Source organism: Pelomonas baiyunensis (assembly GCF_043555935.1).
Taxonomy (GTDB): Bacteria; Pseudomonadota; Gammaproteobacteria; order Burkholderiales; family Burkholderiaceae_C; genus Pelomonas; species Pelomonas baiyunensis.
On sequence record NZ_JBIGIB010000004.1, the window covers coordinates 158,426 to 183,779 of the forward strand.

The 25,354-nt window shown below is 69.9% G+C and carries 25 protein-coding genes and 1 pseudogene; 16 read left to right on the forward strand and 10 right to left on the reverse strand.

Features of this window, described 5'->3' with window-relative positions; translation table 11 throughout:
* Nucleotides 1-4: 4 nt before the first annotated feature.
* Nucleotides 5-2,728, forward strand: a complete 2,724-nt coding sequence (glnE, locus tag ACG01O_RS14880; protein ID WP_394385782.1) for a bifunctional [glutamate--ammonia ligase]-adenylyl-L-tyrosine phosphorylase/[glutamate--ammonia-ligase] adenylyltransferase — start codon at nt 5-7, stop codon at nt 2,726-2,728.
* A 55-nt stretch (nt 2,729-2,783) separates the two neighbouring features.
* On the opposite strand, the gene ACG01O_RS14885 is transcribed toward glnE, so the two are convergent.
* Genes ACG01O_RS14885 through ACG01O_RS14895 form a run of 3 tightly spaced genes read right to left on the reverse strand, consistent with a single transcriptional unit; the run spans nt 2,784 to nt 4,803 of the window.
* On the reverse strand, nt 2,784-3,236 hold the full coding sequence (locus ACG01O_RS14885) for an ATP-binding protein (RefSeq protein WP_394385783.1): 453 nt from the start codon (nt 3,234-3,236) through the stop codon (nt 2,784-2,786).
* A 27-nt stretch (nt 3,237-3,263) separates the two neighbouring features.
* A complete protein-coding gene (locus tag ACG01O_RS14890) occupies nt 3,264-3,608 on the reverse strand; it encodes an STAS domain-containing protein (protein ID WP_394385784.1) in 345 nt (114 codons plus the stop codon).
* A 43-nt stretch (nt 3,609-3,651) separates the two neighbouring features.
* A complete protein-coding gene (locus ACG01O_RS14895; RefSeq protein WP_394385785.1) occupies nt 3,652-4,803 on the reverse strand; it encodes a PP2C family protein-serine/threonine phosphatase in 1,152 nt (383 codons plus the stop codon).
* Nucleotides 4,804-4,888: 85 nt separating this feature from the next.
* Between ACG01O_RS14895 and rrtA the strand changes: the two genes are divergently transcribed.
* Both rrtA and ACG01O_RS14905 read left to right on the forward strand, forming a co-directional pair.
* Entirely contained in the window at nt 4,889-5,506 is a 618-nt protein-coding gene (gene rrtA, locus ACG01O_RS14900; RefSeq protein WP_394385786.1) for a rhombosortase, read from the forward strand.
* Between the two features lie 18 nt (nt 5,507-5,524).
* Complete coding sequence (locus ACG01O_RS14905; RefSeq protein WP_394385787.1) at nt 5,525-6,178, forward strand: hypothetical protein; 654 nt, start codon at nt 5,525-5,527, stop codon at nt 6,176-6,178.
* Between the two features lie 18 nt (nt 6,179-6,196).
* Here ACG01O_RS14905 and ACG01O_RS14910 read toward each other — a convergent pair whose 3' ends face one another.
* Nucleotides 6,197-7,354 (reverse strand): NAD(P)/FAD-dependent oxidoreductase, encoded by a 1,158-nt coding sequence (locus tag ACG01O_RS14910; RefSeq protein WP_394385788.1) that lies wholly within the window; start codon nt 7,352-7,354, stop codon nt 6,197-6,199.
* A gap of 17 nt (nt 7,355-7,371) precedes the next feature.
* On the opposite strand from ACG01O_RS14910, the gene ACG01O_RS14915 reads away from it, so the two are divergent.
* Nucleotides 7,372-8,259 carry a DMT family transporter gene (locus ACG01O_RS14915; protein WP_394385789.1) on the forward strand — a complete coding sequence of 296 codons (888 nt, stop codon included), beginning with the start codon at nt 7,372-7,374 and terminating at the stop codon, nt 8,257-8,259.
* Between the two features lie 68 nt (nt 8,260-8,327).
* Nucleotides 8,328-8,990, forward strand: a complete 663-nt coding sequence (locus ACG01O_RS14920) for a glutathione S-transferase family protein (protein ID WP_394385790.1) — start codon at nt 8,328-8,330, stop codon at nt 8,988-8,990.
* A 40-nt stretch (nt 8,991-9,030) separates the two neighbouring features.
* On the opposite strand, the gene ACG01O_RS14925 is transcribed toward ACG01O_RS14920, so the two are convergent.
* On the reverse strand, nt 9,031-9,654 hold the full coding sequence (locus ACG01O_RS14925) for an FMN-binding negative transcriptional regulator (protein WP_394385791.1): 624 nt from the start codon (nt 9,652-9,654) through the stop codon (nt 9,031-9,033).
* 21 nt (nt 9,655-9,675) lie between these two features.
* Nucleotides 9,676-10,902: an MFS transporter gene (locus ACG01O_RS14930; protein ID WP_394385792.1), complete on the reverse strand. Its 1,227-nt coding sequence runs from the start codon at nt 10,900-10,902 to the stop codon at nt 9,676-9,678.
* Nucleotides 10,903-10,919: 17 nt separating this feature from the next.
* Between ACG01O_RS14930 and ACG01O_RS14935 the strand changes: the two genes are divergently transcribed.
* A complete protein-coding gene (locus ACG01O_RS14935) occupies nt 10,920-11,522 on the forward strand; it encodes a helix-turn-helix domain-containing protein (RefSeq protein ID WP_394385793.1) in 603 nt (200 codons plus the stop codon).
* Nucleotides 11,523-11,778: 256 nt separating this feature from the next.
* Here ACG01O_RS14935 and ACG01O_RS14940 read toward each other — a convergent pair whose 3' ends face one another.
* On the reverse strand, nt 11,779-13,185 hold the full coding sequence (locus ACG01O_RS14940; RefSeq protein ID WP_394385794.1) for a hypothetical protein: 1,407 nt from the start codon (nt 13,183-13,185) through the stop codon (nt 11,779-11,781).
* Between the two features lie 286 nt (nt 13,186-13,471).
* Between ACG01O_RS14940 and ACG01O_RS14945 the strand changes: the two are divergent.
* The 4 genes and pseudogenes from ACG01O_RS14945 to ACG01O_RS14960 form a co-directional block, all read left to right on the forward strand.
* Nucleotides 13,472-13,636, forward strand: a pseudogene (locus tag ACG01O_RS14945) (transposase); the annotation flags it as partial.
* A gap of 263 nt (nt 13,637-13,899) precedes the next feature.
* Nucleotides 13,900-14,253: a GntR family transcriptional regulator gene (locus tag ACG01O_RS14950; protein ID WP_394385795.1), complete on the forward strand. Its 354-nt coding sequence runs from the start codon at nt 13,900-13,902 to the stop codon at nt 14,251-14,253.
* Entirely contained in the window at nt 14,250-15,119 is an 870-nt protein-coding gene (locus tag ACG01O_RS14955) for an ABC transporter ATP-binding protein (protein ID WP_394385796.1), read from the forward strand. The genes ACG01O_RS14950 and ACG01O_RS14955 overlap by 4 nt, the downstream gene beginning before the upstream one ends.
* A 16-nt stretch (nt 15,120-15,135) precedes the next feature.
* The gene (locus ACG01O_RS14960) at nt 15,136-16,002 is read left to right on the forward strand and encodes a hypothetical protein (RefSeq protein ID WP_394385797.1); all 867 of its coding nucleotides are present in this window, start codon (nt 15,136-15,138) and stop codon (nt 16,000-16,002) included.
* 126 nt (nt 16,003-16,128) lie between these two features.
* On the opposite strand, the gene ACG01O_RS14965 is transcribed toward ACG01O_RS14960, so the two are convergent.
* From ACG01O_RS14965 to ACG01O_RS14975, 3 genes are all read right to left on the reverse strand, one after another.
* Nucleotides 16,129-17,244: an ankyrin repeat domain-containing protein gene (locus ACG01O_RS14965; protein WP_394385798.1), complete on the reverse strand. Its 1,116-nt coding sequence runs from the start codon at nt 17,242-17,244 to the stop codon at nt 16,129-16,131.
* Between the two features lie 88 nt (nt 17,245-17,332).
* Nucleotides 17,333-18,193 (reverse strand): ferritin family protein, encoded by an 861-nt coding sequence (locus ACG01O_RS14970; protein ID WP_394385799.1) that lies wholly within the window; start codon nt 18,191-18,193, stop codon nt 17,333-17,335.
* 13 nt (nt 18,194-18,206) lie between these two features.
* Entirely contained in the window at nt 18,207-19,193 is a 987-nt protein-coding gene (locus tag ACG01O_RS14975) for a MerR family transcriptional regulator (RefSeq protein ID WP_394385800.1), read from the reverse strand.
* A gap of 538 nt (nt 19,194-19,731) precedes the next feature.
* Between ACG01O_RS14975 and ACG01O_RS14980 the strand changes: the two genes are divergently transcribed.
* From ACG01O_RS14980 to ACG01O_RS15005, 6 genes are read left to right on the forward strand one after another with little or no spacing between them, the layout of a single operon-like run.
* Entirely contained in the window at nt 19,732-21,042 is a 1,311-nt protein-coding gene (locus ACG01O_RS14980; RefSeq protein ID WP_394385801.1) for an NAD(P)/FAD-dependent oxidoreductase, read from the forward strand.
* Nucleotides 21,039-21,800, forward strand: coding sequence for a DUF1365 domain-containing protein (locus tag ACG01O_RS14985; protein WP_394385802.1), 762 nt, complete (start codon nt 21,039-21,041; stop codon nt 21,798-21,800). The genes ACG01O_RS14980 and ACG01O_RS14985 overlap by 4 nt, the downstream gene beginning before the upstream one ends.
* A 5-nt stretch (nt 21,801-21,805) precedes the next feature.
* A complete protein-coding gene (locus tag ACG01O_RS14990; RefSeq protein ID WP_394385803.1) occupies nt 21,806-23,020 on the forward strand; it encodes a class I SAM-dependent methyltransferase in 1,215 nt (404 codons plus the stop codon).
* Nucleotides 23,020-23,589: a chalcone isomerase family protein gene (locus tag ACG01O_RS14995; RefSeq protein WP_394385804.1), complete on the forward strand. Its 570-nt coding sequence runs from the start codon at nt 23,020-23,022 to the stop codon at nt 23,587-23,589. The genes ACG01O_RS14990 and ACG01O_RS14995 overlap by 1 nt, the downstream gene beginning before the upstream one ends.
* Nucleotides 23,573-24,811 (forward strand): MFS transporter, encoded by a 1,239-nt coding sequence (locus ACG01O_RS15000; protein WP_394385805.1) that lies wholly within the window; start codon nt 23,573-23,575, stop codon nt 24,809-24,811. The genes ACG01O_RS14995 and ACG01O_RS15000 overlap by 17 nt, the downstream gene beginning before the upstream one ends.
* Nucleotides 24,808-25,344, forward strand: a complete 537-nt coding sequence (locus tag ACG01O_RS15005; RefSeq protein ID WP_394385806.1) for a DUF3833 domain-containing protein — start codon at nt 24,808-24,810, stop codon at nt 25,342-25,344. The genes ACG01O_RS15000 and ACG01O_RS15005 overlap by 4 nt, the downstream gene beginning before the upstream one ends.
* Nucleotides 25,345-25,354: the final 10 nt, after the last annotated feature.

Here is a 25,354-nt window from a genome sequence, read left to right on the forward strand (position 1 = left end):
GGTCATGAACGCAACGTTTCCTGTTCTTGCTGAGCACAGTCGCTATGTGCAGCGGGTGCGGCGGCGCTACGGCGCCGAGCTGGCGCTGCTGCCGCCGGGCCTGCCCGACCGCGCCGTCATCGACGCCCTGATCACCACGCTGCTGGGCAACCGACCGCTGGCCAGCGCCCTGCGCGTGGCGCGCCACCTGGTGTTGGAACGCCTGGCGGTGCTGGACATCGAACAGGCCGCCCCGGTGGAACACGTGACGCTGGCCATGACCCACCTGGCCGAGGTGACGCTGGACCGCGCACTGACCGCCGCCCGCGCCGAGCTGGACGAGATCCACGGCGCCCCGCGCACCGCCGACGGGCAAGACATCGCGTTCTGGGTGCTGGGCATGGGCAAGCTGGGCGCCCGTGAGCTGAACGTGTCGTCCGACATCGACCTGATCTATGTGTACGAGGACGACGGCGCCACCCACGGCCCCCGGCCGCTGACCGCCCACGAGTACTTTTCCAACGTCGCCAAACGGCTGTACGCGCTGATTGGCGACGTGACGGACGACGGGCAGGTGTTCCGCGTGGACCTGGCGCTGCGCCCCAACGGCAAAAGCGGCCCGCCGGTGGTGAGCCTGGGCATGCTGGAGGAGTACTTCCTGGTGCAGGGCCGCGAGTGGGAGCGCTTCGCGTGGCTCAAGAGCCGCGTCGTGGCGCCGCTCGCCGGCCTGGGCGCCCCTGGCGACCCGCGCACGCTGCAGCTGCGCCAACTCGTCACGCCCTTCGTGTACCGCCGGTATCTGGACTACGGCGTGTTCGAGGGCCTGCGGCAGCTGCACGGCAAGATCCGCAGCGAGGCCAAGGCCCGCGCCGCCGGCCGGCCCGAGCGCGCCAACGACGTGAAGCTGTCGCGCGGCGGCATCCGCGAGATCGAGTTCATCGTGCAGCTGCTGCAGGTGGTGCGCGGGGGGCAGTTCCCGGAGATCCGCACCCGCTCCACCGTCAAGGCGCTGGGCTGCGTGGCCGCCCGCGGGCTGATGAAGCCGGAGACCGCGCAGCGCCTGATCGACGCCTACGTGTTCCTGCGCCGGGTGGAGCACCGCATCCAGTTCCTGGACGACCAGCAAACCCACTGCCTGCCGCAGGGCGACGCGGACCTGGCCTGGATCGCAGCATCCATGGGGCTGAAGTGCAGTCGGGAGACTTGTGAACTGTTCGAGCAACTCGGCGAGGTGCGCGAGCTGGTGGCCAACGAGTTCGACGCGTTGCTGCACGAGGGCACCGGCGCGGCGGGGGGCGGCTGCAAGGGCGGCCAATGCGGCGGCCCCAAGCCGACCATGGACGGCGAAGACTTCCTGAACGGCCTGCCCGCCCCGCTGGCGGCGGCCGTGCGCACCCTGGCCGAAACGCCGCGCGTGCAGGGGCTGCGCGAGGAATCGCGCCAGCGCCTGGCCAAACTGTTCCACCGCGCGGCACAGGCCGTGGCGGCGGACGAATGCTCGATGGACGCCGCGCTGCGCTTTGTGGACTGGGTGGGCCCGCTGCTGCGCCGCGAAAGCTACCTCGCGCTGCTGGTGGAGCGCCCGGCCGTGCAGCAGCGCCTGCTGCGCCTGCTGGGCCTGGCACGCTGGCCCATGCGCTACCTGATGCAGCACCCGGGCGTGATCGACGAACTGGCCGACCCGCTGCTGCTGACCGCCCGCTTCGACCGCGACGCCTTCATCGCCGACCTGCTGGACCGCGAGCAAGGCTGGGTGCGCAGCGGCGAGGCCGACGAAGAAGCGCTGCTGGACACCCTGCGCCGCGCCCACCATGCCGAAGTCTTCCGCACGCTGGTGCGTGACGTGGAAGGCCGCATCACCGTGGAGCAGGTGGCCGACGACCTCTCGCTGCTGGCCGACGCCGTGCTGCAAGTGGCCATCCAGTGGGCCTGGGCCCTGTTCAGCAAAGCCCACCGCCCCGACCCGCGCCTGGCCGTCATCGCCTACGGCAAGTTGGGCGGCAAGGAGCTGGGCTACGGTGGCGACCTGGACGTGGTGTTCGTCTTCGACGACGAGGATGAAAACGCCAGCGAGATTTACGGCGCCTTCGTGCGCCGCCTCATCACCTGGCTGACGCTGCGCACCGCCGCGGGCGAGCTGTTCGACATCGACACCGCGCTGCGGCCCAACGGCAACTCGGGCCTGCTGGTGACGTCGCTCGCCCACTTTGAGGCCTACCAGACCGGCCGCGGCAGCAACACCGCCTGGACCTGGGAACACCAGGCCATCACCCGGGCCCGCTTCTGCGCCGGGCATGCCGACCTGGCCGAACGCTTCGAGGGCGTGCGCCGCCAGGTGCTGACCGCCCCCCGCGACGCCGAGGCGCTGAAGCGCGAGGTGCAGGCCATGCGCGAGAAGGTGCGGGCCGCCCGCCCGGTGCGCGCCGGGCTGTTCGATGTGAAGCACAGCGAGGGCGGCATGATGGACGCGGAGTTCGCGCTGCAGTGCCTGATCCTGACCCACGGCGCCCAGCACCCCGGGTTGCTGGACAACCTGGGCAACATCGCCCTGCTGCAACGCTGCGAAACCGTGGGCCTGTTGCCCGCCGGCGTGGGCACGGGCGCGGCCAACGCCTACCGCGAGTTGCGCCGCGTGCAGCACAAGGCCCGGCTGGACGAACAAAGCACCGCGCTGGACGCCGATGCCGCCGCACCGCTGGCCCCGCACCGGGCAGCCGTGCAAGCGCTGTGGCACGCGGTGTTTGGCTGAGCCGCTGGGGTCTTTCCGGGTCTTGCCAGGTTGACGCGGTGAGCGGCCCGGCCGCCTACCGCAGCGCCAGCTCCACCGTCAGCTGGTTGGCCTCGCCCACCCGTTCATACGCCAGCGCGCGGGCATAACGCCGCAGCAGGTGGATGCCCCAGCCGCCGGGGCGGGCCTCATCCAGCGTGGCGGGTGCCACCGGCGTGGGCCGGGCCAGCGGGTCGAACGCGATGCCGCGGTCGGTGAGGCGCAGCACCAGCGCGTCGTGCACCACCCAGGCCTGCAACTGCACCGTGGCCCGCTCCACCTCGGGCGGGTGGGCGTGCAGGATCTGGTTCATCAGCAGCTCTTCCAGCACCACATCCAGGCCGAACATGGCGCGGGCGGAGGGCTGGTGCGGTGCCAGCAGCGCGTGCAGGGCCTCGTGGGCCACGGCACACGAGGCCAGCTCACACAGCAAGCTCAGCACCAGCGCAGCCGGCGTGGCGGGGGCGACAGCCTCGGCGCGTCCAGTCATGCGTGCACGGCTCGCCCCGGGGCCGACTCAGCCTGCCGCCAACGCGGACCGGGCCTCGGCCTCGTCGGCCACCACCGGGATGATCTGGTCGATGGCCACATGCTCCAGCACCTCGTGCACCAGCGGCTGGGCGCCGAACAGCACCATGCGGGCGCCCTTGGCCTTGAGCGAACGGGCGGCCGTGATCAGCATGCGGATGCCCAGCGACGCGAGGAACTCCACGCCGCGCAGGTCCACCATCAGGTGCTGGCCCGGAGCCACGGCGGCGGCGTTGAGCTTCACCTCGGTGCGGTCCACCGCGGCGGCGTCCAGGCGGCCTTGCAGGCGCAGGCAGTTCACGTGAGGTTCCAGGGCGATGACTTCGATGTCCATGTCGGGCCTTCAACAAGCAAGCCGACCTTCTAACGGCGCCACGCTACGCAAATGTGACAGCGAGCAGGGAAAAATCATCTCCCAGCGGCCCCGGCTTGGCCTGACCGAGCACGGCGTGCTGCAGCCAGTGGGCGGGCGAGGCGTCGTCCGCCGGCACCTGGCCCAGCCAGGGCAGCAGGTCGTCCAGCCCCCAGTCCCGGCCGTCGCGGCCCTGCAGCTCGAACACCCCGTCGCTGAACACGAACAGCCGCGCACCCGCCGGCACGCCCACCTCGGCCGCCGTGAACGGCACCTCCGGCACCGCCCCGATGAGCAGGTTGCGGGTGCGCAGCGCCTGCAGCGGGCCGCCGTCGGCCGGGGCCAGGTAGGCCGGGTGGTGGCCACCTGAGGCGTAGCGCAGCGTGCGGCGGGTGCGGTGGAACACGCCGTACCAGATGGAGAACATGCGCCCGTCGTGGCTGTCCATCTGGAACATGGCGTTGAGCTGGCCCAGCACCTGCGCCGGATCGCGGAAGTCCGCCCCGGGCAGCAGCCGCTGGCGCAGCACGTTCATGACCGACACGCTGTGCACCGCCGCACCCACGCCATGGCCTGACACATCGATCAGGTAGCAGGCGAAGTGCTCGTCATCCAGCATCACGTGGCCGAAGGCGTCGCCGCCCAGCGCCGAGCAGGGCTCGAAACACCAGTCGGTGCGGATGTCGCCCTGCAGCACCCGGGCCGGCAGCAGCGACTGCACGTAGCGCCGGGCCTTGTCCAGGTCATGCGCCAGCTCGTCGGCCACGGCCACCTCGGCGGGCGTGCGGAACTCGTGCACGAACACCTGGCGGCCGATCTGCAGCCGCATGCCCTGGGTGAGGCGCACGCTGCCCTGCACGCGCCGGCCTTCCACAAAGCTGCCGTTGGTGGAATTGAGGTCGGTGAGCCAGGCGTCGCCCTGGTGGCCGCGCGCCACCACCTCGCAGTGCAGGCCCGACACCTCGGGGTCGGCCAGCAGCACCTCCGCCGGCGCCCGCCGCCCCAGCCGCAGGGGCTCGCGCCCAAAGCGCAGCCGCCGGCCGGGCTCCAGGCCCTCCAGTTGCAGCAGGTAGTGCTCGCGCCCCTCCACCACCCGCACCTGCGGGCGCGCGACGGTTTTCATCACGGTGGTGCGGTCGTCGGAAGCGAACTCGGTGTCGCCGGGAGCGTCGGTCATGGCCAGATCACGAGGGCAAATCGCAGCAGGGCGCGAGCGTACCCGCGCCGCGCCCTGCCCCGCGAGGTGCAAACTGCCGTCCGTCATGTCGCCTCACCTTGTTTCGCCCCCTCCCACCGGCCCGCGCACCTGGCTGGCGCTGTGCGCGGGTCTGGCCGGTTTGGCGGTGCTGGCCTGGCTCTGGCCCGGCGGGCGCGACCTGCTGGCCTGGCGGCCGGACTTGGCCGTGGCGCAGCCGTGGCGGCTGCTCACCGCCGCCCTGGTGCACTGGAGCCCGCTGCACCTGGCCGCCAACCTGGCCGGCTGCGCGGTGCTGGCCCTGCTGGGCGCCCGGGCGGGGCTGCACGCGCGCCACGCCGCCGCGGGCGTGTTGGCCTGGCCGCTGACGCAAGCCGGCCTCTGGCTGCGGCCCGACCTGACGCTGTACGCCGGGCTCTCCGGCGTGCTGCACGGCCTCACGGTGGTGGCCGCCCTGGCGCTGCTGCAGCAGGCCGGCCGGCCCCGGCGCATCGGTGCGGCGGTGCTGGGCGGGCTCACGCTCAAGCTGTGGCTGGAAACGCCGTGGGGCGCAGCCGTTCAATCGGTCGCGGGATACGACTTCGCGGTGGCGCCCTTCGCCCACCTGAGCGGCGCCATCGCCGGCGCGCTGGCCTGTGCCTTGACTGCCTGGCCGCCCCGCGCCGCCGACAATGCGCGCATCTGACGACATCTGAGGTTCCCCATGGGACGTGAAGCCACCTGCACCGCCCGCGTGGGCGACGAGACCGCCGAGGTCACCGCCCTGCTCGAATCCACCACCGTGGTGCTGCGCGGCGCGCTCAAGCACAAGTGGGCGATTGCCGCCCTGCAACACCTGCGCGTGGACGGTGACGCCCTGTGCTTTGACGCCGACGGCACGGCCGTGGCCCTGACGCTGGGCGCCGCCGAAGCCGGCAAATGGCTCAAGAAGCTGCAAACCCCGCCGCCCACGCTGGCAGCCAAGCTGGGCGTGAGCCCCGCCGCCCCGGCGCTGCTGATCGGCCCCACGGTCGGTTCGCTGGACCCGGCGCTGGCCGAGGCGTTGGCCGGCGCCATCACCACCAACATGCGCGAAGCCCGCATGCTGGTGGCGGTGCTGAGCAAGCCGTCGGAGCTGCCACGCATGGCCGAGTTCCATGCCGACATGATCTGCAACACCGTTTGGGTGGTGCACGGCAAGGGGCCGGACGCCAGCCCGTCGGACGCCGAGGTGCGGCTGTCCATGCGCGGCTGGGGCTATGTGGACAACAAGACCAGCGCCGTGTCCGACACCCTCACCGCCACGCGCTACGTGCGCCCCGCCGCACCACCCGCCGCCGCCAAGAAGGGCGGCAAGAAGAGCAGCGGCAAGCGCTGAAGCAGCCGCACCCGCTGATCAGATGACGTTGGCCTCGCGCAGGGGCCGGCCGTCCCGCAGGCGCTGCGGCGCCAGTGGCTCGATCAGCGGCGCGTCCAGCCCCGCCACCAGTCGCGCCAGCGAATGCCCCACCGCGGGCGACTGCTGCATGCCGTGGCCCGAAAACCCGCAGGCCGTGTAGCCGTTGGCCCAGCCGGGCAGCCGGCCGGCCAGGCCGTTGTGGTCGAACGCATTCATCTCGTAGTAGCCCGCCCAGGCCGAGCGCACGCGCAGGGCCTGCAGGGCCGGCACGCGGGCCGCCAGCACGGGCCACAGCCGCTCGTCGAACAGGCCGTGGTCGATGGCGTGCAGCGGCAGGTCGTCGGCATCGTCACCGCGCGGCGGGCCGCCCGCCAGCAGCAAGCGGCCCTCGGGCCGGAACCAGAAACCGCTGGGGTCGATGACCAAGGGACACCCGGGCAGCTCGGCGGGCGTTTCCAGCACAAACACATCGCGCTTCTTGGCGTGCACCGGCAGCGTCACGCCCAGTGCAGCGCCCAGCGGCGCGCTCCACGCACCGCCTGCCAGCACCACGGCGTCGCCCGCGTGGGTGCTGCCGTCGGCGCAGCGCACGTGGCTGATGCGCTCACCCTGCGTGTGGAAGCCCACCGCCTCGGCCGCCACAAACCGCACGCCGCAGGCCTGCGCCTTGCGCCGGAACGCGCGGTGCAGGGCCGGGCCATCGAACCAGCCTTCGCCGCTCAGACCCAGCGAGCCCAGCGCCAGGTCATCCACCGCCAGCCATGCAAACCGCGCGGCCAGGGCGGCCGGGTCCAGCAAGGCCACGTCCACCCCTTCGGCCCGCTGCGTGGCGTGCACGGCGCGCAGCGTGGCGGCGCCGGCCTCGGTGGCCAGGTACAGGTAGCCCGGCTCCACCAGGCCCAGCGCGGGGCGGTCGTCGGGGGTGGCGAGTTCGTCCGCCGCGCGGCGCAAGAAGGCCAGGCTCCAGCGCGACAGCGCGATGTTGGCCGGCTGCGAGAACTGTTGGCGGATGGAGCTCAGCGACAGCGAACTGGACGCTTGCGCGTAGCTCGGGTCGCGCTCCAGCACCGTCACGCGGGCGCCGTGGTCGCGGGCCAGAAAACACGCGGTGGCCGCCCCCATCACCCCACCGCCGATCACGAGGACATCGCTCATACTGGCAGCATAGGCGCATGACCGCTCGCCAATCGCACCTCGCCCCGTCCGCCATCGCCCTGCTGCTGCTGTGCTGCCTGCTGTGGGGCATCAACCAGGTGGCGGCCAAGGCGGCGCTCACCGAGATCGGCCCGCTGTGGCAGGCGGGCCTGCGCTCGGCGGTGGCCGGCGCGCTGGTGTGGGCCTGGGCCGCGTCGCGCGGACTGCGCTTGTTCGCGCGCGACGGCAGCCTCGCCGGTGGCCTGTTGGCCGGCGCGCTGTTCGCGGGAGAGTTCGCCTGCATCTTCGTGGGCCTGCAGTACACCAGCGCCTCGCGCATGGTGGTGTTCATCTACCTGGCGCCGTTTGTGGTGGCCCTGGGCATGCCGTGGATCGCCCGGGGCGAGGCGCTGTCGCCCCGCCAGTGGGGCGGCCTGCTGCTGGCCTTTGGTGCCATGGCCTTTGCGTTTGCAGAAGGCTTCTCGGCGCCCGGCTCGCCGCAGCAGTGGTGGGGCGACGCGCTGGGCGTGGCCGCCGCCGTGCTGTGGGGTGGCACCACGCTGGCGATTCGCGCCACGCGGCTGAGCGCGGCGCCGGCCGAGAAGACCTTGCTGTACCAACTGGCGGTGTCGGCTGTGGCGCTGTGTGGCGCGGCGGCGCTGACGGGCGAGCCCTGGCCCTCGGCCTGGTCGCCCCGCTTGCTGGGGCTGTTCGGCTTTCAGGCGGTGGTGGTCACCTTCGCCAGCTACTTGGTGTGGTTCTGGCTGGTGCGGCAGTACGCGGCCACCAAGCTGTCGGTGTTCACGCTTAGCACGCCACTGTTCGGGCTGGTGGCAGGCGCACTGCTGCTGGGCGAAGGCATCAGCACGCGGCTGGTGGGCGCGCTGGTGGCACTGGCGGCGGGCATCGTGCTGGTGAACCGTTGATGTCACCGGCGCGCCAACCCGGCCGCGCCGGCCTGCCTAGACTGCCCGCTTCGTTTCAGGAGACACCCATGATCACGCTCTGCGGCATTCCGCTCTCGAACTACTACAACAAGGTCAAGCTGGCCCTGCTGGAAAAGGGCATCCCGTTCACCGAGGAGTACGTCAAGACCCACTCCCATGACGAGGCCGTGCTGAGCTGCAGCCCGCTGGGCAAGGTGCCCTTCATCAAGACGCCGCAAGGCGCGCTGTGCGAAAGCCAGGTGATTGCCGACTACCTGGAAGCCGCCTACCCCGACACCCCACGCCTGATGCCGGCCGACCCCTTCCAGGCGGCCAAGGTGCGCGAGCTGATCACCTACGTGGAGCTGCACCTGGAGCTGGTGGCGCGCGAGCTGTACGCCGAGGCCTTTTTCGGCGGCAAGGTGAGCGACGGCACCAAGCAGCGCGTGGCCCGCGTGCTGCCCGAGAACATTGCCGCCTTCAAGCGCCTGGCCAAGTTCGGCCCCTACCTGGCCGGTGACACCTTCACGCTGGCCGACTGCGCCGGCTGGGTGAGCCTGCCGCTGGTGGCCCTGGCCACCAAGACCATCTACGGCCAAGACCTGCTGGCCGCCGGCGGGGTGGACTGGAAGAGCCACGCCAAGCTGATTGGCGAGCGCCCGCACGCAGTGCGCGTGGCCGCCGACCGCAAGGTGGACCAGGAACGCATGCTCGGCGCCGCCAAGGGCTGAGCCTCTGAGGCCACCCGCGCCCGGCCCTGCGGGCGCCGCCTCAGCCCTGGGGCCGCATGCGCTCGGCCAGCGCGGGGTGGCCCCGCTCGGCCAATGCGTCCGCCGCGCCCTGGCGGTCGCGCACGTCCTTGTTCTGGCTGAGCTTGGACTTGCCCACCAGCGAGGTGAGCGTGATCTCGATGCCCACGATGTGGGCCAGCAGGCCGTCGATGAACTCGGGCGCGGAGTCCGTCATGCGCCAGGGTTGCGGCTCGGCCGCCTCGTGCGTGCGCGTGAGCCGCGCCACCACGCCGCGCACGAAGCGGGCGTCGTCGTGCACGGTCAGCGTGCCGTGGGCGTGCACCACCTCGTAGTTCCAGGTCGGCACCTGGCGGTGCGCCTCGTGCTTGCTGGGGTACCAACTCGGCGAGATGAAGGCCTCCGCCCCCCGGAAAATCACCAGCACAGGGGAGCCGCTCGGGCAGCGCTGCCACAGCGGGTTGGCCCGCGCCACATGCCCGCGCAGGCAGCCCAGCGGGCCCACGGAGGCATCCAGCTCGAACGGGATGTGGTCGGCGTCCAGCCCCTGCGGCCCGTGCGTCACCAGCGCGCCCAGCGGGTGCGCCCGCATCAGCCCGTGCAAGGCCTCGGTGTCAGTCACCGCGAAATGGGCAGGAACGTACATGGGCCAACCTCAGCCGTCAGTTCAACAGGAGGCGGGACTGTCGCACGCGGTGCGGCTCGCCGAAGCGTCCGCCAACGCACGCAACGCACGCAACGCACGCAACGCCCGCCACGCCCACAGCGCCAGCGGCAGGGCCACCAGCGACAGGCCCAGGCTCACCCCACCGGCCGCCGGCCACCCCAGGCGCTCGGCACACGCGCCCACCAGCGGTGGGCCCAACAACGCGCCGGAAGCCCCGCATTGCGTCAGCCGGCCGCTGGCCAGGGCCAGCCGGTCGTCGTGTCCGGCGGCGCGGGGCAGCAGGCCGAACACCAGGGTGGCGAACACGCCGGAGCACAGGTTCACCGCCACCGCCGCGCCCGCCCGGGCCTCAGCCGGCAGCGCGGTGCTGTAGGCCGCCAGGTACAGCACCCCCGAGCCCCCCAAGGACAGCAGCAACGCCCCGGTGAGATCCGCCTCCCGGCGCAGCAGGCGCGCGCCCACCCAGCTGGCCGGCACGTTGGCCAGCGCCGCCACCGCCGTCCAGGTGCCCGCCGCGGCCAGGTCGAGGCCGGCTTGTGACAACAGGCTGGGCAACAAGGCCAGCAAGCCCACCTCGGCCACGGCATAGAGGCCAAAGGCCGCCACCAGGGTGCCGATGAGGGCCCCCGTCTTTGGCGAGCCGGCCGCGTGGCGCGCTCCATCGGGCAGCGCCGCCTCAGCCCGGGGCCGCGCCGCGTGCAGCGCCACCGCCAGCGCCAGGCCGCCCAGCACGCTCAAGCCCTGGGCCGCACGCCAGCCCACCATGCCCGCCGCGTGGGCGTAAGCCCAGGCGCCCACCGCCATGCCCACCGGCACAAAGGTGCTCCACAGCGCCAGGGCCGCGGCCTGCCGGGCTGCCGGCGCCACGCGGGCCATCAACACCGGTGCGGCCACCACGACGGCCAGGTAGCCCAGGCTCTCCAGCAGCCGGCCGGCGGTCAGCACGCCCGGGGTGCGGGCGCACGCCGCCACGCCCGCGCCCAGCGCGAGCGACAGCGCCGCCAGCCCCAGCGCACGGTGCAAGCCCAGCCGGGGCAGCAGGCGGCCCGCCGTGCCGCCCAGCAGCGCGCCGCACACCTCGATCAGCGCCGTGATGCCGGCCATCGCCGCCAGGCCCAGGTGCAGGTCTTGCGCAATCAGCGGCGCCAGCGCCGCCAGCTTGCCCAGCTGGCCGGCCGCGAACACGCCGCAGAGGTAGTACAGGAAAATCTGGCGTCCGGCAGTCATGAAGGTGTGCGGCGTTGATGGTTCAAGAGCTGATTCCCGAGAGCAATGCGCGCCAGATCGGCCGCAGCCTGCGGTTGTGGCGTTCGCTGCGGCGGCTCAAGCAAAGCGCCGCCGCCGAGGTGTTGAAGGTGTCGCAAACCACCGTGTCCCGCTGGGAGGCCGGCACGGCCACGCCGTCGTTGGCCGACCAACACGCCCTGCGCGCCCTGATGACCGCGCGGCTGGACAGCGCCGCTGACTTCGCCCTGGCGCAACTGGTGCGCCAGAGCAGCCAGCCCATGCACCTGGTTTGCGACGTGAGCCACCGCCTGCTGGCCCTGTCGCCTGCGCGCGAGCGCTGCTGCCGGCGGCCGGTCTCCGAGCTGCTGGGCCAGGGCCTGTGGCGCTATGCCACGCCGCAGATCGTGGCGCAAGAAGCCCAGCTGGGCCGCCTCGGCTGGTTCGAGCCCGCGCCCGCCGCCGTGGAGTTCGACACCGACGCCTCGCCCGAGCAAGACATGCCGATTGAAAAGAGCCGCATGCGCTGGGTGCGGCTGCAGCTGTCGGACGGCAGCTACGTGCGCCTGACCGACACCGTGCCCCCGCCCCCCATGCTGAGCGCCGCCCACCGCCCGCGCTGACGCTGGGGTTTGCATGCGGCCACTCTAGAAAGCCGGCGGGTGGGCGTCGACGAATAAATTATTCAGGCGGGGTGTCGGTTCTCACTCATGCTGAAACCGGGGGCCCGCCAGTCGCGCGGGCTTAGACGCGGCTACCTCACGACACCTTGAACCGCCGTCTCACTGAAGATTGAACTTTCCCCAACGCGTTTCACTGAAGACAGAACTCTTCGGCGCAGATAGTCGCCTTCCTCTATCGCCTCCGCATCTCTCATGGTCACGCCGCTGGCTCCGTGCTGACCGTCGAACAATCCAGACTGCTCAACTCGACTCGCTTCGCCGCGATCACGCAAATAGCGGGGATCAACTTCCGAAACGCAGGCCCTGAGAGCGAGTAGGCCGTGTATAGCAGCCCAACTGCAATGCCAATCGGGCCGGCAGCGCCGGCCATAGTGAGCATTGCACCGCCGAACCCGAAGCCCAGCAACGCACCGCCTGCGGCCACATAGCCGGAGGTCAAGATGATTCCCTTCAGAACGATGAACTGAAGGGTGTTCAATCCGATTACACCCGTCAAGCCCGGCGCTGACATCACCAGGCCGCCTACAGTCCCGCCCACGTCCATGCCAGTGAACTTCACGAACTTGAGAACCTCTGAGAAGTTCACCTTCTTTTCGATGCCTCTCTCCCGAAGCGCTTGCTCAACGTCACGCGCCAGCGATTGCTTCTGCTCGTCACTCATACGGTCCAACGAGCGCTCCATCACCTTGAACAGGATGGCGCGCTCAAGGTCCTCCGTGGGCAGCTCGGCGCGTGTGGGAAGTTTGACCTGCCGAGCGACGATCCGAACAACGTCGTCGTAGGTTGGGAGTCTGGCGCCAGGTAGCGAGTACCCCGCAGCCTCGGCCAACTCTCGCGCCGCCCTTCGTTCCAGGCCTTCTCGCACCAAGCCCTGAATCTTGCTTCGATCGACTTTGAGCGACGTCGTCAGCAAGGGCTCCAGCTCGGTCTCACGGTCCATGGCCTTCAACACGGGCAACAGCGGACTGGCCACCAGCATTGCTTCAGTTTCCGCAGGATTCTCGGGCGAGTAGATGAGGTCCTTGAGCTGGCCAGTAATGGCATACACGGACCGACCAACCCTGGCAGCGGACTCAATCACGAATGTCTTGAGCGCCGCGATTTCCTTGGAACTGAGGGCCGACTTGAGCGAATCCAGCGCGAAGGAAATGACTCGCCGGATCACGTCGGCAGCCAGTGCAAAACCCTCACTTAGCTTGGCGATCAGTGCTTGCTGCTCTGCCTCTCTGAGCGCCTTCCAACCGAACCAGATCGCGCCAACGGCGGCGCACGTCGACGCAACCGGATTCGCGAGTGCTGCTGCACTCAGCACAGTTCCCACGGCGGACAACGGATTGCCCAGGAGCAACTGCCCGACAGCGATCAACACCACCGGCGCCGCGTACCCCAAGAGGAGCCCCTGCTTTGCGCCCTGCAGGACACGACCGGTTCTTGCTATCGATTCGTCAGGCGACGCTTCCATCGAAGCGATGTGCTGGTCAACAAAATCATTCAGGCTGCCCGCAACCCCATACAGGGACCGCACCGCCTTGGCCATGCTTGACATGCCAAAGACCGCGAAATCGAGCGCAAGCTGGCCCGTAGCCATGGTAGGTGGGTTCACCGGAAATCCTCCCTGTTGCGTCGGTAGCCGCGCAAGTTTTCGAGGAGGATGCCATAGGACCGACTTTGCGCAAACTGGTACGCGTGCATGGGCTTGAACTGAAGCCGGTCGAAGACATCCAGGCCTTGCCTGCATCGCTATTTGACGCCCCATAAGACCAGCCACAGCGTTGCAGCCAGCGCGACCGCAAGGAACGTCACGCCGCCCCACCACCGATCAAACGGTGAATCTCCCCGGGTCCAGTAGACACCTTCGAGCCTCAAACTGAGGCCCAATCGGAGGTGCCATGCAAAGCAACCAACCCTACCCAGAAGAATTCAAGGTCGAAGCGGTCAAGCAGATCACGGAGCGCGGCCACCGGGTGGCCGACGTGTCGGCCCGGATCGGCGTCAGCCAGCACAGCCTGTACAAGTGGATCAAGGTGTACTCGGCGCCTGCCGCCGAGCGGCAGGCGCGACGTCGGCGTCCCGAGTGGTTGATCTGGCCTTCCAAAGGATAGATCTTTCTACAGATCAAGCACTTAGAGCCCTGCAGTGCACTTCGCGGCTGGCTGGCCGAGTTCAGAGTTAAGCGCAAACAGTTCCAGACTCAGCGCAAACCGACAGCCGCTGCACCGCCCATCCCCCCAAATCTGCAGTTCATCGCGCCCCGCTTGGGGCGCCCCAGGCCCCGGCGATATGGTGTGCTACATCAGCAACACACCCCGGAGCGCCCATGACTCCCACCTGGACTGACCAGGCGCCGATTTACCAGCAGCTGGCCGACCGCTTGGCCGTGCAGCTGCTGGACGGCCACCCCTCGGAAGGCGAGGCCCTGCCCTCGGTGCGCGCCTTGGCGAGCCAGTACGTGATCAACCCGCTGACGGTGACGCGGGCCCTGCAGGCGTTGACCGAGCACGGGCTGATCGAGTCGCGCCGCGGGCTGGGCATGTACGTGACGGCCGGTGCCCGCGAGCGGCTGCGCAGCCAGGAGCGCGAGCGCTTTTTGCAGCGAGACTGGCCGGCTTTGCGGGCCCGGCTGCAGCGCCTGGGGTTGAGCGCCAAGGATCTGAATTGGGAGTCGACATGAACCTGATCGAAGTGAAGAACGCAACGCTGCGCTACGGCAAGAAGACGGCGTTGAACGAGGTGTCCATCACCGTGCCCGCGGGCCGCGTGGTCGGCTTGCTGGGCCACAACGGCGCAGGCAAGACCTCGCTGATGAAGGCGCTGGTGGGCCTGCTGCCCATGCAGGGCGAGGTGACGGTGCTGGGCCTGAACCCGGCGCACGACCGCCAGAAGCTGCTGGAGCAACTGAGCTACATCCCCGACGTGGCGGTGCTGCCGCGCTGGGCCACGGTGCGTGAGCTGATCACGCTGATGAGCCGGCTGCAGCCCAAGTTCAGCGCCGAGCGGGCGCGCACGCTGCTCAAGCGCACCAGCGTGGGCGAGGGCGACAAAGTGAAGAGCCTGTCCAAGGGCATGGTGGCGCAAACCCACCTGGCGCTGATTGCTGCCATCGACGCGAAGCTGATGATCCTGGACGAGCCGACGCTGGGGCTGGACGTGGTGTCGCGCAAGAGCTTCTACGAGATGCTGATCGACGAGTGGTGCGACGGCGAGCGCAGCGTGCTGATTTCCACCCACCAGGTGGAAGAGGTGGAGGCGCTGCTGAGCGACGTGATCATGCTGGACGAAGGCCGCGTGGCGCTTGCCATCAGCCTGGAAGACATCGACCGCCGCTTCGTGGCGCTGAACCACGACCCGGCCGCCGCCGACGCCATGGCCGCCGCCCACCCGCTGCTGCGCTACCGCGAGCAGGGCCGCACCACCAGCCTGTTCGACGGCGCCCCGCCGGAGCACGTGGCCAGCCTGGGCCAGCGCGTGCGCCCCAGCCTGGTGGACCTCTTCATGGCGCTGACGCGCAACCCGGCCCTGAACAAGGCCCAAGCCTGAACCCGGAGGATTTGCCATGACGACCCACATCCCAACCCTCCTGCTGCGCGAATGGATGCAGCACAAGCGTGGCTGGCTGATTGCTGCCCTGGCGCCGCCGCTGCTGTTTCTGACGATGCTGCCTTTCGGACAGGTGGAGGGCCTGCCCATGGAGAAGGCCGAGTTTGTCGGCCTCGTGATCCTTCTCGTCAGCACCGTGGCGGTCTACGGCATCTGCCTGCTGGTGGCCCTGTTCCAGTTGCCGGGCCTGGCACGGCGGGACACGCAGGACCGGTCCATCGAGTTCTGGTTGTCGCTGCCGGGTCGGCCCGCCGAAAGCGTGGCGGCCACGGTGCTGGCCCATGCCTGGCTGGCGCCGCTCGGGGGCGCCGTGGTGGGCATCTTGTTCGGTCTGCCGATTGCGATGGCCGTCATGGCCAGCAAAGGCGGGCTGGCCGCGATCACCAGCGTGAACTGGAGCGAGATCGTGACTGCTGCGGCACCGCTGCTGCTGCGCGCCCTGGCCGGCACGGCGCTGATGCTGCTGTGGCTGACGCCGCTGATCTTCGTGCTGATGGCCGCCTCGGCCTGGCTTAAGCGACTGGGCACGCCGCTGGTCTTGGTGGGTGGCGCTGTGGCGGTGGGCGTGCTCCACAAGGTCTACCGCATCGACTGGCCGCTGGAGGCGATCCAGGCCTGGAACATCCAGGTGAACACGACGTTCGTCAACCAGCCCAACCGCCTGCCGGATGCCTTGATGTCCGGCACCAACCTCTGGGCCTGGGCGTTGCAAGACTTCGGATATGCCCTGGCGGAGCTGGCCTCGCTGCAGTTCCTGGGCTGGGCCACCGTGGCGGTCGCGGGTTTTGCGCTGGTGGTGATGAAGCGCAAGCGCGGGGGGTGACCCCCCGGTTCGCCGCGCGCCAAGCGCGCGACGACGATGCAGCCAACAAAAAAGGCCCCGAGGGGCCTTTTTCTCATTGGGGATGCGGCGAGGCGCAGGCGCAGGCCCAGGCGAACCGGGGACGCCTCAAGGGGGCGATGGCACGGCGCGGGTGCGCTGGGGGTCGAACAGCGCGGACAACCGTTGCGCTTCGAAGTGCGCCAGCAGCGCGGGCACGCCGTGCATGCGGGCCCAATCCGCTTCCGCCGCGTGCAGCGGGATGACGTCCATCAACGCCAGCTGGGTATGATCCGCCAAGGGGCCGCTGCGCAACCGGCGCAACAGCAGCGCCTCGGTGAACGGCGCCGTGCCAGCGCCCAAGGTCACCACGGCAAAGCGTGCGCTCAGCAGGTCCGGATGCTTCAAACATTCAGCCCGCAGTTGCAGCAGCACCTGGGACCAACGGGCCAGCGTGCCGGCATGCGCGTCGGGCAAATCGGCGCGGATGTGCAGCGCAAGTTCCACCTGCTCGCCGGACGGGGCCAACAGGGGCACCTCGGCCCAGGTGATGCAGGTGTTAAACCGGCGGTTCGCGTGGGCAGGAGCGTGCAGCCAGCCCGCGCCGGCCGAGAGGCGCGCATCGGGCTGTTGCAACGGCCCGAACTGGTCAATCAACCACTGCCGAGCGCAAAGCCGCGCAGGTGTTGGCACCGGCGCGGCTGCCGCTTCCGGTGCGTCGGCACCGGCCCTGTCTTGCGCGCGCTGCGCGCCGGCTTGTTCCCGAAGCCAATCGGCCAGGTCGTGTTGCCCCAACCTCAGCGCCACATCCAACGCGGTTTGCGGTGGGTCACCATAGGCTTCGTTGACGTCCGCTCCGCGGGACAGCAACACCTGCATCACGGACAACGACCGGCCGACCACGGCATGCGCCAACACGGGCGTGGCACGCGCAGAGGCCTGTCTGACGGACGCCCCGTGCGCCAACAGCCACTCGCAGGCCGCGAGCTGCCCTTGGGCGGCAGCCACATGCAGCGGCGTTTGCGAACTGCCCTTTTGGCAGGCATCCAGGTCGGCGCCATGGCGGTGCAGAACGTCCAGCACCGCCACGCATCCGCGGCGGGCGGCTTGGTGGGCGAAACCACCCAGCGACATGCTGTTGAAGTGCACCGCCTCCGGGTGCGCCAACAACAGTGCTTCAACCGCTGACACGTCCGCCGCGTCGATGGCCACCGCCATCTGGCGGACGACTGCGGGGTCAGTCATCGCGCATCGCGGGCCACAACCTGCCGCCTCGCGCTTCGGCGATCCAAGCGCTGAAGCACGCCGGGCAGGGCTGCGGCCAAGCGCAGGGTCAAGCGGGTGCCAGGCCAGGCGCCGGCGGCACGATGCGGGCGGCCATTTCCTTGCGGAAGCGGTTGAGCTCTTGCACGGTGGCGAAGCTGCGGTCCATCAGCAGGCTCATGTTGTGCAGGATGCGCTCAACGACCTTGGTTTCCCACACGGCGTCGAACTGGATCTGCTTGTCCAGCCAGCGCTCCAGCCACTCGGGGTCGGGCAGGCGGCTCTGGATGGTGTCGCGCGGGAACAGCTTGGCGTTGACGTGCAGGTTGGTGGGGTGCAGTGCCTGCGCGGTGCGGCGGGCCGAGGCCATCAGCACGCCGACCTTGGCAAAGGCGGCGCGGGCTTCGTCGCCGAACTTGGTCATGGCGCGCTTCATGTAGCGCAGGTAGGCACCGCCGTGGCGGGCTTCGTCGCGCGAGAGCGTTTCGTAGATGGCCTTGATGACCGGCTCGGTGTGCCACTCGCTGGCGCGGCGGTACCAGTGGTTCAGGCGGATCTCGCCGCAGAAGTGCAGCATCAGGGTTTCAAGCGCGGGGGCGGGGTCGAAATCGAAGCGCACTTCGTGCAGTTCTTCTTCCGTCGGCACGAGGTCGGGGCGGAAGCGCTTGAGGTATTCCATCAGCACGAGGCTGTGCTTTTGTTCCTCGAAGAACCAGACCGACATGAAGGCGGAGAAGTCGCTGTCTTCGCGGTTGTCACGCAGGAACATCTCGGTGGCGGGCAGGGCCGACCACTCGGTGATGGCGTTCATCTTGATGGTCTGGGCCTGCTCGTCGGTCAGCAGGCTGGCATCGAACTTGTCCCAGGGGATGTCGCTGTCCATGTTCCAGCGCACGGCTTCGAGTTGCTTGAACAGTTCGGGGTAAAGCATGGCGGGTCCTCGTTTAGAGGCGTGATTCTAAAAGTTCGCGCCAGCGCGCGACGGCCGGGCCGATGGCGGCCAGCCCACTCAGGCACTGCACACCGTCCAAGGCGGCAGGTTGACGAAGCGCCCGGCTGGCGCCGCCGGCCCAAAGCGCCACGCGGGCAGGCAGCATGGCGCGCAAGGCCTGCAGGCCGTCCAGCACCGCGCGGTTGGACAGCTGCACGCTGAAACTCAGGGCCACCACGTCCGCGCGGTGCACCTCGGCCGCGGCCGTCAACTGGCCCAGTGGCGTTTGCGCGCCCAGCGACAAGCACACCGCGCCATCCAGGCTCAGCAGCGCTTCGGCCATCAGCAAGCCCAACACATGGTGCTCGCCGGGCAAGGTGGACAGCAGCACGCGCGGGCCCGCGCCCGGCGCCGGTGACGGCAGCCCCTGGATGGCCTGGCGCAGCACCAGCTGCAAGGACTCGCTGAAGATGTGCTCCTGAAACACCTGCATCTCGCCGCCCATCCACAGCTCGCCCACGCGGGCGGTGAGTGGGGCGAACACCTCGGTCACGGCGCCCGCCAACCCGCGGCGCAGGATGGCTTGCGACAAGCCCCGGCGCAGGCCGTCCACGTCGTGCTGTTGCAGGTGGGTGATGCAGGCCTGCACCTCGGGTGCCTCGGCCGGCAGCACGCTTGCCGCCGCGGCGCGAGGGCGGGCCGCTGGGGCTTGCAGCAGCGCGTTCAGCGCTTCTTCGGTGGCGCCCACGATGCGCCCGGGGCGGTGGCCGCCGTCCATCAAGCGCTTGATGAGCCGCAGCTTGTGCACCTGCTCGGCGGGGTACAGCCGCTCGCCGGCCGCATCGCGCTGCGGCGCCGGGAAGCCATAGCGGCGCTCCCACACGCGCAGCGTTTCCTTGTGGATGCCGGTTTCGCGCTCCACCGCCGCAATGCCCATCGCGCCTGCGGCGGCGTTTGCATCCAGCAGGCCGGCGGCAGCGTAGTTCGGCTGTTCGCTCATGACAGGGGGCCCCTCGGTTCAGGTCCGTGGGTGGACAGAGTTTGCAATTTTGTCCTAGACAAATGTGAGACAAATCGATTTGTCCGGCGTAATATAGGCCGATCGAGCCGTTTTGCACAGGACAAATCTTCAACAACGCGCTGGATTGTCTGCTGTCGATGCGAACCCTTGCACTGTTTGCAACTGACGCCGGAAGATCCAGCCAACGGAGGGCCTTCAGACCATGACGACAACAATCGTCCCCCGAAGTGGTGACACATCCCACGAACTGCAGGCCGCCTCCCTTGCCACCGCCGGCACACTCCGTGGAAACCCGGGGCGCGCCACAAGCGGGCCGGGCGGGTTGCACCGCATATTTGGGTCGCTGAACCTCTCTGGCAGCAGAGCAGCAATCCTGGAGCCGTTCTCCTCCTCCTCCCTCCCTCCCTCGTTGGCTCCGGGGCGTTCGACGACTCCTTTTCTTCCCCGGGCTCGCGCCGATGGCGCGGGTCCGGCCCTCCTCCCGGGCGCGCACGCCACGCCCGCCCTGCAAGAACTGTTGCGCGGCCGTGGTCACCCCAAGGCCCCGGGCATCCGCACCGACAAGCGTGTGGCCGTCATCGGCGGCGGCATTGCCGGCTTGTCGGCCGCCTGGGCGCTGAGCGACCGAGCCCACGTCACGCTGTTCGAGGCGGGCAGCTACGCCGGCGGCCACACCCACACGGTCGATGTCACGCTGAACGGCATCACGCACGGCGTGGACACCGGCTTCCTGGTGTTCAACGAACGGACCTACCCGCTGCTGATCCAGTTGTTCCAGCAGCTGGGCGTGCAGGTGGCGCCCAGCGACATGAGCTTCTCCGCCCAGGTGCCGGGCGACGACGTGGAATGGAGCGGCAGCAACCTGGCCACCGTGTTCGCGCAGCACCGCAACCTGGTGCGCCCAGCGTTTTGGGGCATGTTGAACGACCTGCTGCGCTTTAACCGCCTGTGCACCGAACTGGCCTCCCGCGGGGAAGAAGCCGCGCTGGCTGAGCCGATTGGCGACTTTCTGGCCCGCCACCGCTTCGGCCGCGCATTCCGCGAGTGGTACTTGTTGCCGATGGTGGCGTGCATCTGGTCGTGCCCGACCTCGCAGATGCTGCAGTTCCCCATCCGCACGCTGATCCGCTTCTGCCACAACCACGGCCTGCTGCAGGTGAACGACCGCCCGCAGTGGTGGACGGTGACCGGCGGCGCGAAGCACTACGTGCAGGCCCTGCTGCCGGCCCTGCACGCCGTGCACACGAACACGCCGGCGCAAGGCGTGCGCCGCCTGGCCGACGGCCGTGTGGCCGTGCAGTCACCGCGTGGCGAAGAGGTGTTCGACGCCGTCGTGATGGCCAGCCACAGCGACCAAAGCCTGGCCCTGCTGCAAGACGCCAGCGCGCTGGAACGCACGCTGCTGGGTGCGATTGCCTACCAGCCCAACCAAGCGGTGTTGCACACCGACGCCCGGCTGCTGCCCCGCCGCCGCCGGGCCTGGGCGGCCTGGAACTACGAAAGCGCCGGCACCCAGGGCGCGCACGGCGGCTCGGTGTGCCTGCACTACCTGCTCAACCAGTTGCAGCCGCTGCCGTGGCAGCAGCCGGTGGTGGTGTCGCTGAACCCGCTGCGCCAGCCCGACCCGGCCACCGTCATCGGCCGCTACGACTACGCCCACCCGGTGTTCGACGACGCTGCGGTGCGTGCGCAGGCGCGGCTGGCCGAGATCCAGGGGCGCGGCGGCGTGTGGTTTGCCGGCGCCTGGACGCGCTACGGCTTCCATGAAGACGGCCTGCTGTCCGGCCTGACGGCTGCGCTTCAGGTGCGCCAGGAGGTGCTGGCGTGAATACGGCCAGCCTTGGCGTGGGCCAGGTGTTTCACCGCCGGCTGCGGCCGCGGGAGAACCGCTTCACCTACGCCAGCTACTTCCTGTGGCTGCCCATGCGCACGCTGCGGCACACGCCCTGCGCGGCGCTGAACCGCAATGCCCGCCACGGCTGGCGGCACTGGCTGAGCTTTCACGACGCCGACCACGGCGATGGCGGCCCCGACGCCCTGGCCTGGCTGGACAGCCTGCTGACTGCCGAGGGCATTGCCGACGCCACGGGCGAGGTCTGGCTGCAAACCTACCCGCGCGTGCTGGGCCATGCGTTCAAGCCGGTCAGCTTCTGGTTCTGCGAACGGGCGGATGGGTCGCTCGCCGCCATCGTCGCCGAGGTCAACAACACCTTTGGCGAGCGCCACTGCTACCTGCTGCACGGCCCCACGCTGGACTGGGGCCGCGAGCAAACCGCCGCCAAGGTGTTCCATGTGTCGCCGTTTTGCCGCGTGACCGGCGGCTACCGCTTCCGCTTTTTGCGCGAGGGGGTGCACGTGCTGAGCTGCGTCGACCACGACGACGAGGCCGGCCCCCTCATCACCACGCGTCTGAGCGGCGAGTTGCAGCCCCTCACCGCCGCACACGCCCGCCGCGCGTTCTTCGCCATGCCGGCGTTGACGCTGATGGTGGTGGCCCGCATCCATTGGCAAGCGCTCAAGCTCGCTTTCAAGCGCGTGCCGTTCTTCTCCAAACCCCAGCCGCCAGAGCGCTTCGTCACGCGCTGAACGCCATGCCCAACTCCACCACCTCTTCCCTGCCCGCTTTCCACGCGTCCTTGCCCCGCCCGGCGCGCCGGGTGATGGCCCTGCTGGGCCACCTGCGGCACGGCAGCCTGGATGTGCAAACACCCGACGGCGAGGTGCTGCACTTCGGCGGCAGCCCACAGCCGCGCGCAGCCATCCGCATCACCGACTGGGCGGTGTGCGACGCCGCACTCAAGTCGGGCGACGTCGGCTTTGCCGAGAGCTTCATCGCCGGCCACTGGAGCACGCCGGATCTGAGCGCGCTGCTGGAACTGTTCATCCGCAACCGCACCGAACTGGAGTCGCTGTTCTACGGCGGCTTCTGGGGCGGCTTGCTGTACCGCCTGCGCCACGCGCTGAATCGCAACACCCGCAGCGGCAGCCGCAAGAACATCCAGGCCCACTACGACCTGGGCAACGAGTTCTACCGGCTGTGGCTGGACCCGACGATGAACTACTCCAGCGCCTGGTTCGAGGGCCAGACCGACGGCGACCTGGGCCTGGCCCAGCAAGCCAAGATGCGCCGCGCCCTGGCCGAGGCGCAGGTGGCGCCGGGCGCGCGGGTGCTGGAAATCGGCTGCGGCTGGGGCGCGGTGGCCGAGGTGGCGGCCCGCGACTTCCAGGCCCAGCTGACCGGCGTGACGTTGTCGCACGAGCAACTCGCCTGGGCCCAACAGCGCCTGACCCGCGCCGGCTTGAAGGCCGACCTGCGCCTGCAGGACTACCGCGACATCGCCGACGAACCGTTCGACGCGATCGTCTCCATCGAGATGTTCGAGGCCGTGGGGCGCGAATACTGGGACAGCTACTTCCGCACCGTGGCGGCCAAGCTCAAGCCGGGCGGCCGGGCCTGCATCCAGAGCATCACCATCCGCGACGACCTGTTCGACCGCTACGTGCGCTCCACCGACTTCATCCAGCAGTACATCTTCCCCGGCGGCCTGCTGCCCAGCCCCAGCCAGTTCCGCGCGCACGCTGAAAAAGCTGGCCTGCGCGTGGTCAACGAGCTGGCCTTTGGCGCCGATTACGCCGAAACCCTGCGCCGCTGGCGCGAAGCCTTCCTGAGCCACGAGGGCCGGGTGCGCGGGCTGGGCTTTGACACCCGCTTCATGCGCATCTGGGAGTTCTACCTCGCGTACTGCGAAGCGGCCTTCACCGCCGGCAACACCGACGTCATGCAGTTCACCCTGGTGAGGGACTGATGCAGCGCCGAACCGCCCTGGCCGCCCTGCCCGCATTGGGCCTGGCCGCTGCGGCTGGCCCGTGGGCACGCGCCCAAAGCCCAACCCAAAATCCAGCCCAGAGTGCGCCCGAGCTGGCCGGACTGACGCTGCGCGGCCAGGGGCGGTTCCGATATTTCGGCCTCGCGATTTACGACGCACGGCTGTGGTCCGCCGAGCCGGTGGACCCGGCCCGCTGGGCCGAGCGCCCGCTGACGCTGGAGCTGCAGTACGCCCGCTCGCTCGTGGGGCGCGAGATCGCCAAGCGGTCGCTCGTGGAGATGCGCCGCCAGGCGACCCTGAGCGACGCCCAGGCCCAGGCCTGGTTGCAAGCCATGGAAGCTGCCTTCCCCGACGTCAAAGCCGGCGACCGGCTGACCGGCCAGCACGAGCCAGGCGTGGGCGCGCAGTTCCTGTTCAACGGCCAGCCGCGCCAGCGCGTGGCCGACGCCCAGTTCGCCCGCCTCTTCTTCGGCATCTGGCTGAGCCCCCAAACCTCGGAGCCGGCACTGCGCGCGCAGCTGCTGGGGAGCCGTGACGGCCAAAGCTGACCCCCCGCCGCCGGCCGGCCTGCGCTACGGCGCCTTGGGCCTGCCGCTGGCCTTCGTGGCGCTGCCGCTGTACGTGCACCTGCCGCAGCACTACGCCACGCAGTTCGGTGTGCCGCTGGCCCAGCTGGGTGCGCTGCTGCTGGCCGCGCGTGCGCTGGACGCGGTGGCCGACCCATGGATCGGCCGGCTGTGCGACCGCGCCCTGGGCCGGCCGTCGCTGCGATGGCAGTTGCCCCTGGCCGCGCTGTTGTTGGCGGCGGGCTTTGCGGGCTTGTTCTTCCCGCTGCCCCGCGAGACCCCCTCCCTGCTGGCCTGGGCCGGAGTGCTGCTGGTGCTGACCTACCTGGCCTACAGCGTGCTCACCGTGCTGCACCAGGCCTGGGGCGCGCGGCTCGGAGGTGGCGCAGCGCACCAGACCCGGCTGGTGGCCTGGCGCGAGGGCTTTGCGCTGGTGGGGGTGGTGAGCGCCAGCGTGCTGCCGGCCACGCTCGGCTTGGGTGTGACGGCAGCCACCTTGGGCGCGGCCCTGGCCGTGGGCCTCGGGCTGCTGGCCCTCGCTCCGCGCCCGCCGGCCAGCAACGCACCGCCGGCCCGCCTGGCGCTGGCCTGGCAGGTGGGTGAATTCCGCCGGCTGCTCACGGTGTACCTGCTCAACGGCATTGCGGCGGCCATTCCGGCCACGCTGCTACTGTTCTTCATCGACGACCGGCTGCAGTTGCCCGCTTCGCAAAGCCTGTTCCTGGCCAGCTACTTCGCGGCCGCCGTGGCCTCATTGCCGGTGTGGCTGCGCGTCATCGCCCGGCTGGGCCAGGCCCGGGCCTGGGCGGTGGGCATGGGCCTGGCCATCGCCAGCTTTGCCTGGGCGGGCGCGCTGGGCGCGGGCGATCAGGCCGGCTTTTTGGCGGTGTGCCTGGCCAGCGGCGCGGCGCTGGGCGCGGACCTGGCCATTCCAAGTGCACTGCTGGCCGGCGTGATCCAGCGCGCCGGACATGCCGGCCACGCCGAAGGCGCGTTCTTCGGCTGGTGGAACGCCGCCACCAAGCTCAACCTCGCCCTGGCGGCCGGCCTGGCGCTGCCGCTGCTGCAAGCCCTGGGCTACGCGCCCGGCCAACGCGACCCGCAAGGCCTCCAGGCCCTGACCCTGGCCTATTGCCTGCTGCCCTGCGCCCTCAAGCTGGCTGCGGCCGGGCTGCTCTACCGCCACTTCATCGCCAAACCATGAACCGACGCCTGCTGCTCATCGCCTCGCTCACCACGGCCGCCACGCTGGCCGGCTGCGCCAGCGCCCCCGTGCCAGACGATTACGCCGCCGAGAAACCGGTGCTGGACCTGAAGACCTACTTCAACGGCCCGCTGACCGCACACGGTGTGTTCACCGACCGGGCGGGCAAGGTCAAACGCCGCTTCGAGGTCAAGCTCGTCGGCCGCTGGCAGGGCGATGTGGGCACGCTGGACGAAGACTTCCGCTACAGCGACGGCACCACCGAGCGGCGGGTCTGGACGATCACCGCGCTGGGTCAGGGCCGCTACCGCGGCACCGCGGCCGATGTGGTGGGCAGCGCCGACGGCCTGGCCCGCGGCAACGCCCTGCGCTGGAGCTACACGCTGCGCCTGCCGGTGGACGGCACGACCTACGACGTGCAGTTCGACGACTGGATGTACCTGATGGACGAGCGCGTGATGCTGAACAAGGCGCGCATGAGCAAGTTCGGCATCGACCTCGGCGAGGTCACCTTGAGCTTCTACAAGTCATGACGGCCACTCG

Bases quoted from the DNA above. Each gene is read 5' to 3' on its own strand.
- ACG01O_RS14885 (WP_394385783.1), bottom strand. From the start codon at position 3,236: ATGACTGGACGCGCCGAGGCTGTCGCCCCCGCCACGCCGGCTGCGCTG.
- rrtA (WP_394385786.1), top strand. From the start codon at position 4,889: ATGTCGCCTCACCTTGTTTCGCCCCCTCCCACCGGCCCGCGCACCTGG.
- ACG01O_RS14905 (WP_394385787.1), top strand. From the start codon at position 5,525: ATGGGACGTGAAGCCACCTGCACCGCCCGCGTGGGCGACGAGACCGCC.
- glnE (WP_394385782.1), top strand. From the start codon at position 5: ATGAACGCAACGTTTCCTGTTCTTGCTGAGCACAGTCGCTATGTGCAG.
- ACG01O_RS15005 (WP_394385806.1), top strand. From the start codon at position 24,808: ATGAACCGACGCCTGCTGCTCATCGCCTCGCTCACCACGGCCGCCACG.
- ACG01O_RS14915 (WP_394385789.1), top strand. From the start codon at position 7,372: ATGACCGCTCGCCAATCGCACCTCGCCCCGTCCGCCATCGCCCTGCTG.
- ACG01O_RS14990 (WP_394385803.1), top strand. From the start codon at position 21,806: ATGCCCAACTCCACCACCTCTTCCCTGCCCGCTTTCCACGCGTCCTTG.
- ACG01O_RS14970 (WP_394385799.1), bottom strand. From the start codon at position 18,193: ATGCTTTACCCCGAACTGTTCAAGCAACTCGAAGCCGTGCGCTGGAAC.
- ACG01O_RS14925 (WP_394385791.1), bottom strand. From the start codon at position 9,654: ATGTACGTTCCTGCCCATTTCGCGGTGACTGACACCGAGGCCTTGCAC.
- ACG01O_RS14950 (WP_394385795.1), top strand. From the start codon at position 13,900: ATGACTCCCACCTGGACTGACCAGGCGCCGATTTACCAGCAGCTGGCC.
- ACG01O_RS14895 (WP_394385785.1), bottom strand. From the start codon at position 4,803: ATGACCGACGCTCCCGGCGACACCGAGTTCGCTTCCGACGACCGCACC.
- ACG01O_RS14975 (WP_394385800.1), bottom strand. From the start codon at position 19,193: ATGAGCGAACAGCCGAACTACGCTGCCGCCGGCCTGCTGGATGCAAAC.
- ACG01O_RS14955 (WP_394385796.1), top strand. From the start codon at position 14,250: ATGAACCTGATCGAAGTGAAGAACGCAACGCTGCGCTACGGCAAGAAG.
- ACG01O_RS14960 (WP_394385797.1), top strand. From the start codon at position 15,136: ATGACGACCCACATCCCAACCCTCCTGCTGCGCGAATGGATGCAGCAC.
- ACG01O_RS14890 (WP_394385784.1), bottom strand. From the start codon at position 3,608: ATGGACATCGAAGTCATCGCCCTGGAACCTCACGTGAACTGCCTGCGC.
- ACG01O_RS14930 (WP_394385792.1), bottom strand. From the start codon at position 10,902: ATGACTGCCGGACGCCAGATTTTCCTGTACTACCTCTGCGGCGTGTTC.
- ACG01O_RS14920 (WP_394385790.1), top strand. From the start codon at position 8,328: ATGATCACGCTCTGCGGCATTCCGCTCTCGAACTACTACAACAAGGTC.
- ACG01O_RS14910 (WP_394385788.1), bottom strand. From the start codon at position 7,354: ATGAGCGATGTCCTCGTGATCGGCGGTGGGGTGATGGGGGCGGCCACC.
- ACG01O_RS14965 (WP_394385798.1), bottom strand. From the start codon at position 17,244: ATGACTGACCCCGCAGTCGTCCGCCAGATGGCGGTGGCCATCGACGCG.
- ACG01O_RS14935 (WP_394385793.1), top strand. From the start codon at position 10,920: ATGGTTCAAGAGCTGATTCCCGAGAGCAATGCGCGCCAGATCGGCCGC.
- ACG01O_RS14995 (WP_394385804.1), top strand. From the start codon at position 23,020: ATGCAGCGCCGAACCGCCCTGGCCGCCCTGCCCGCATTGGGCCTGGCC.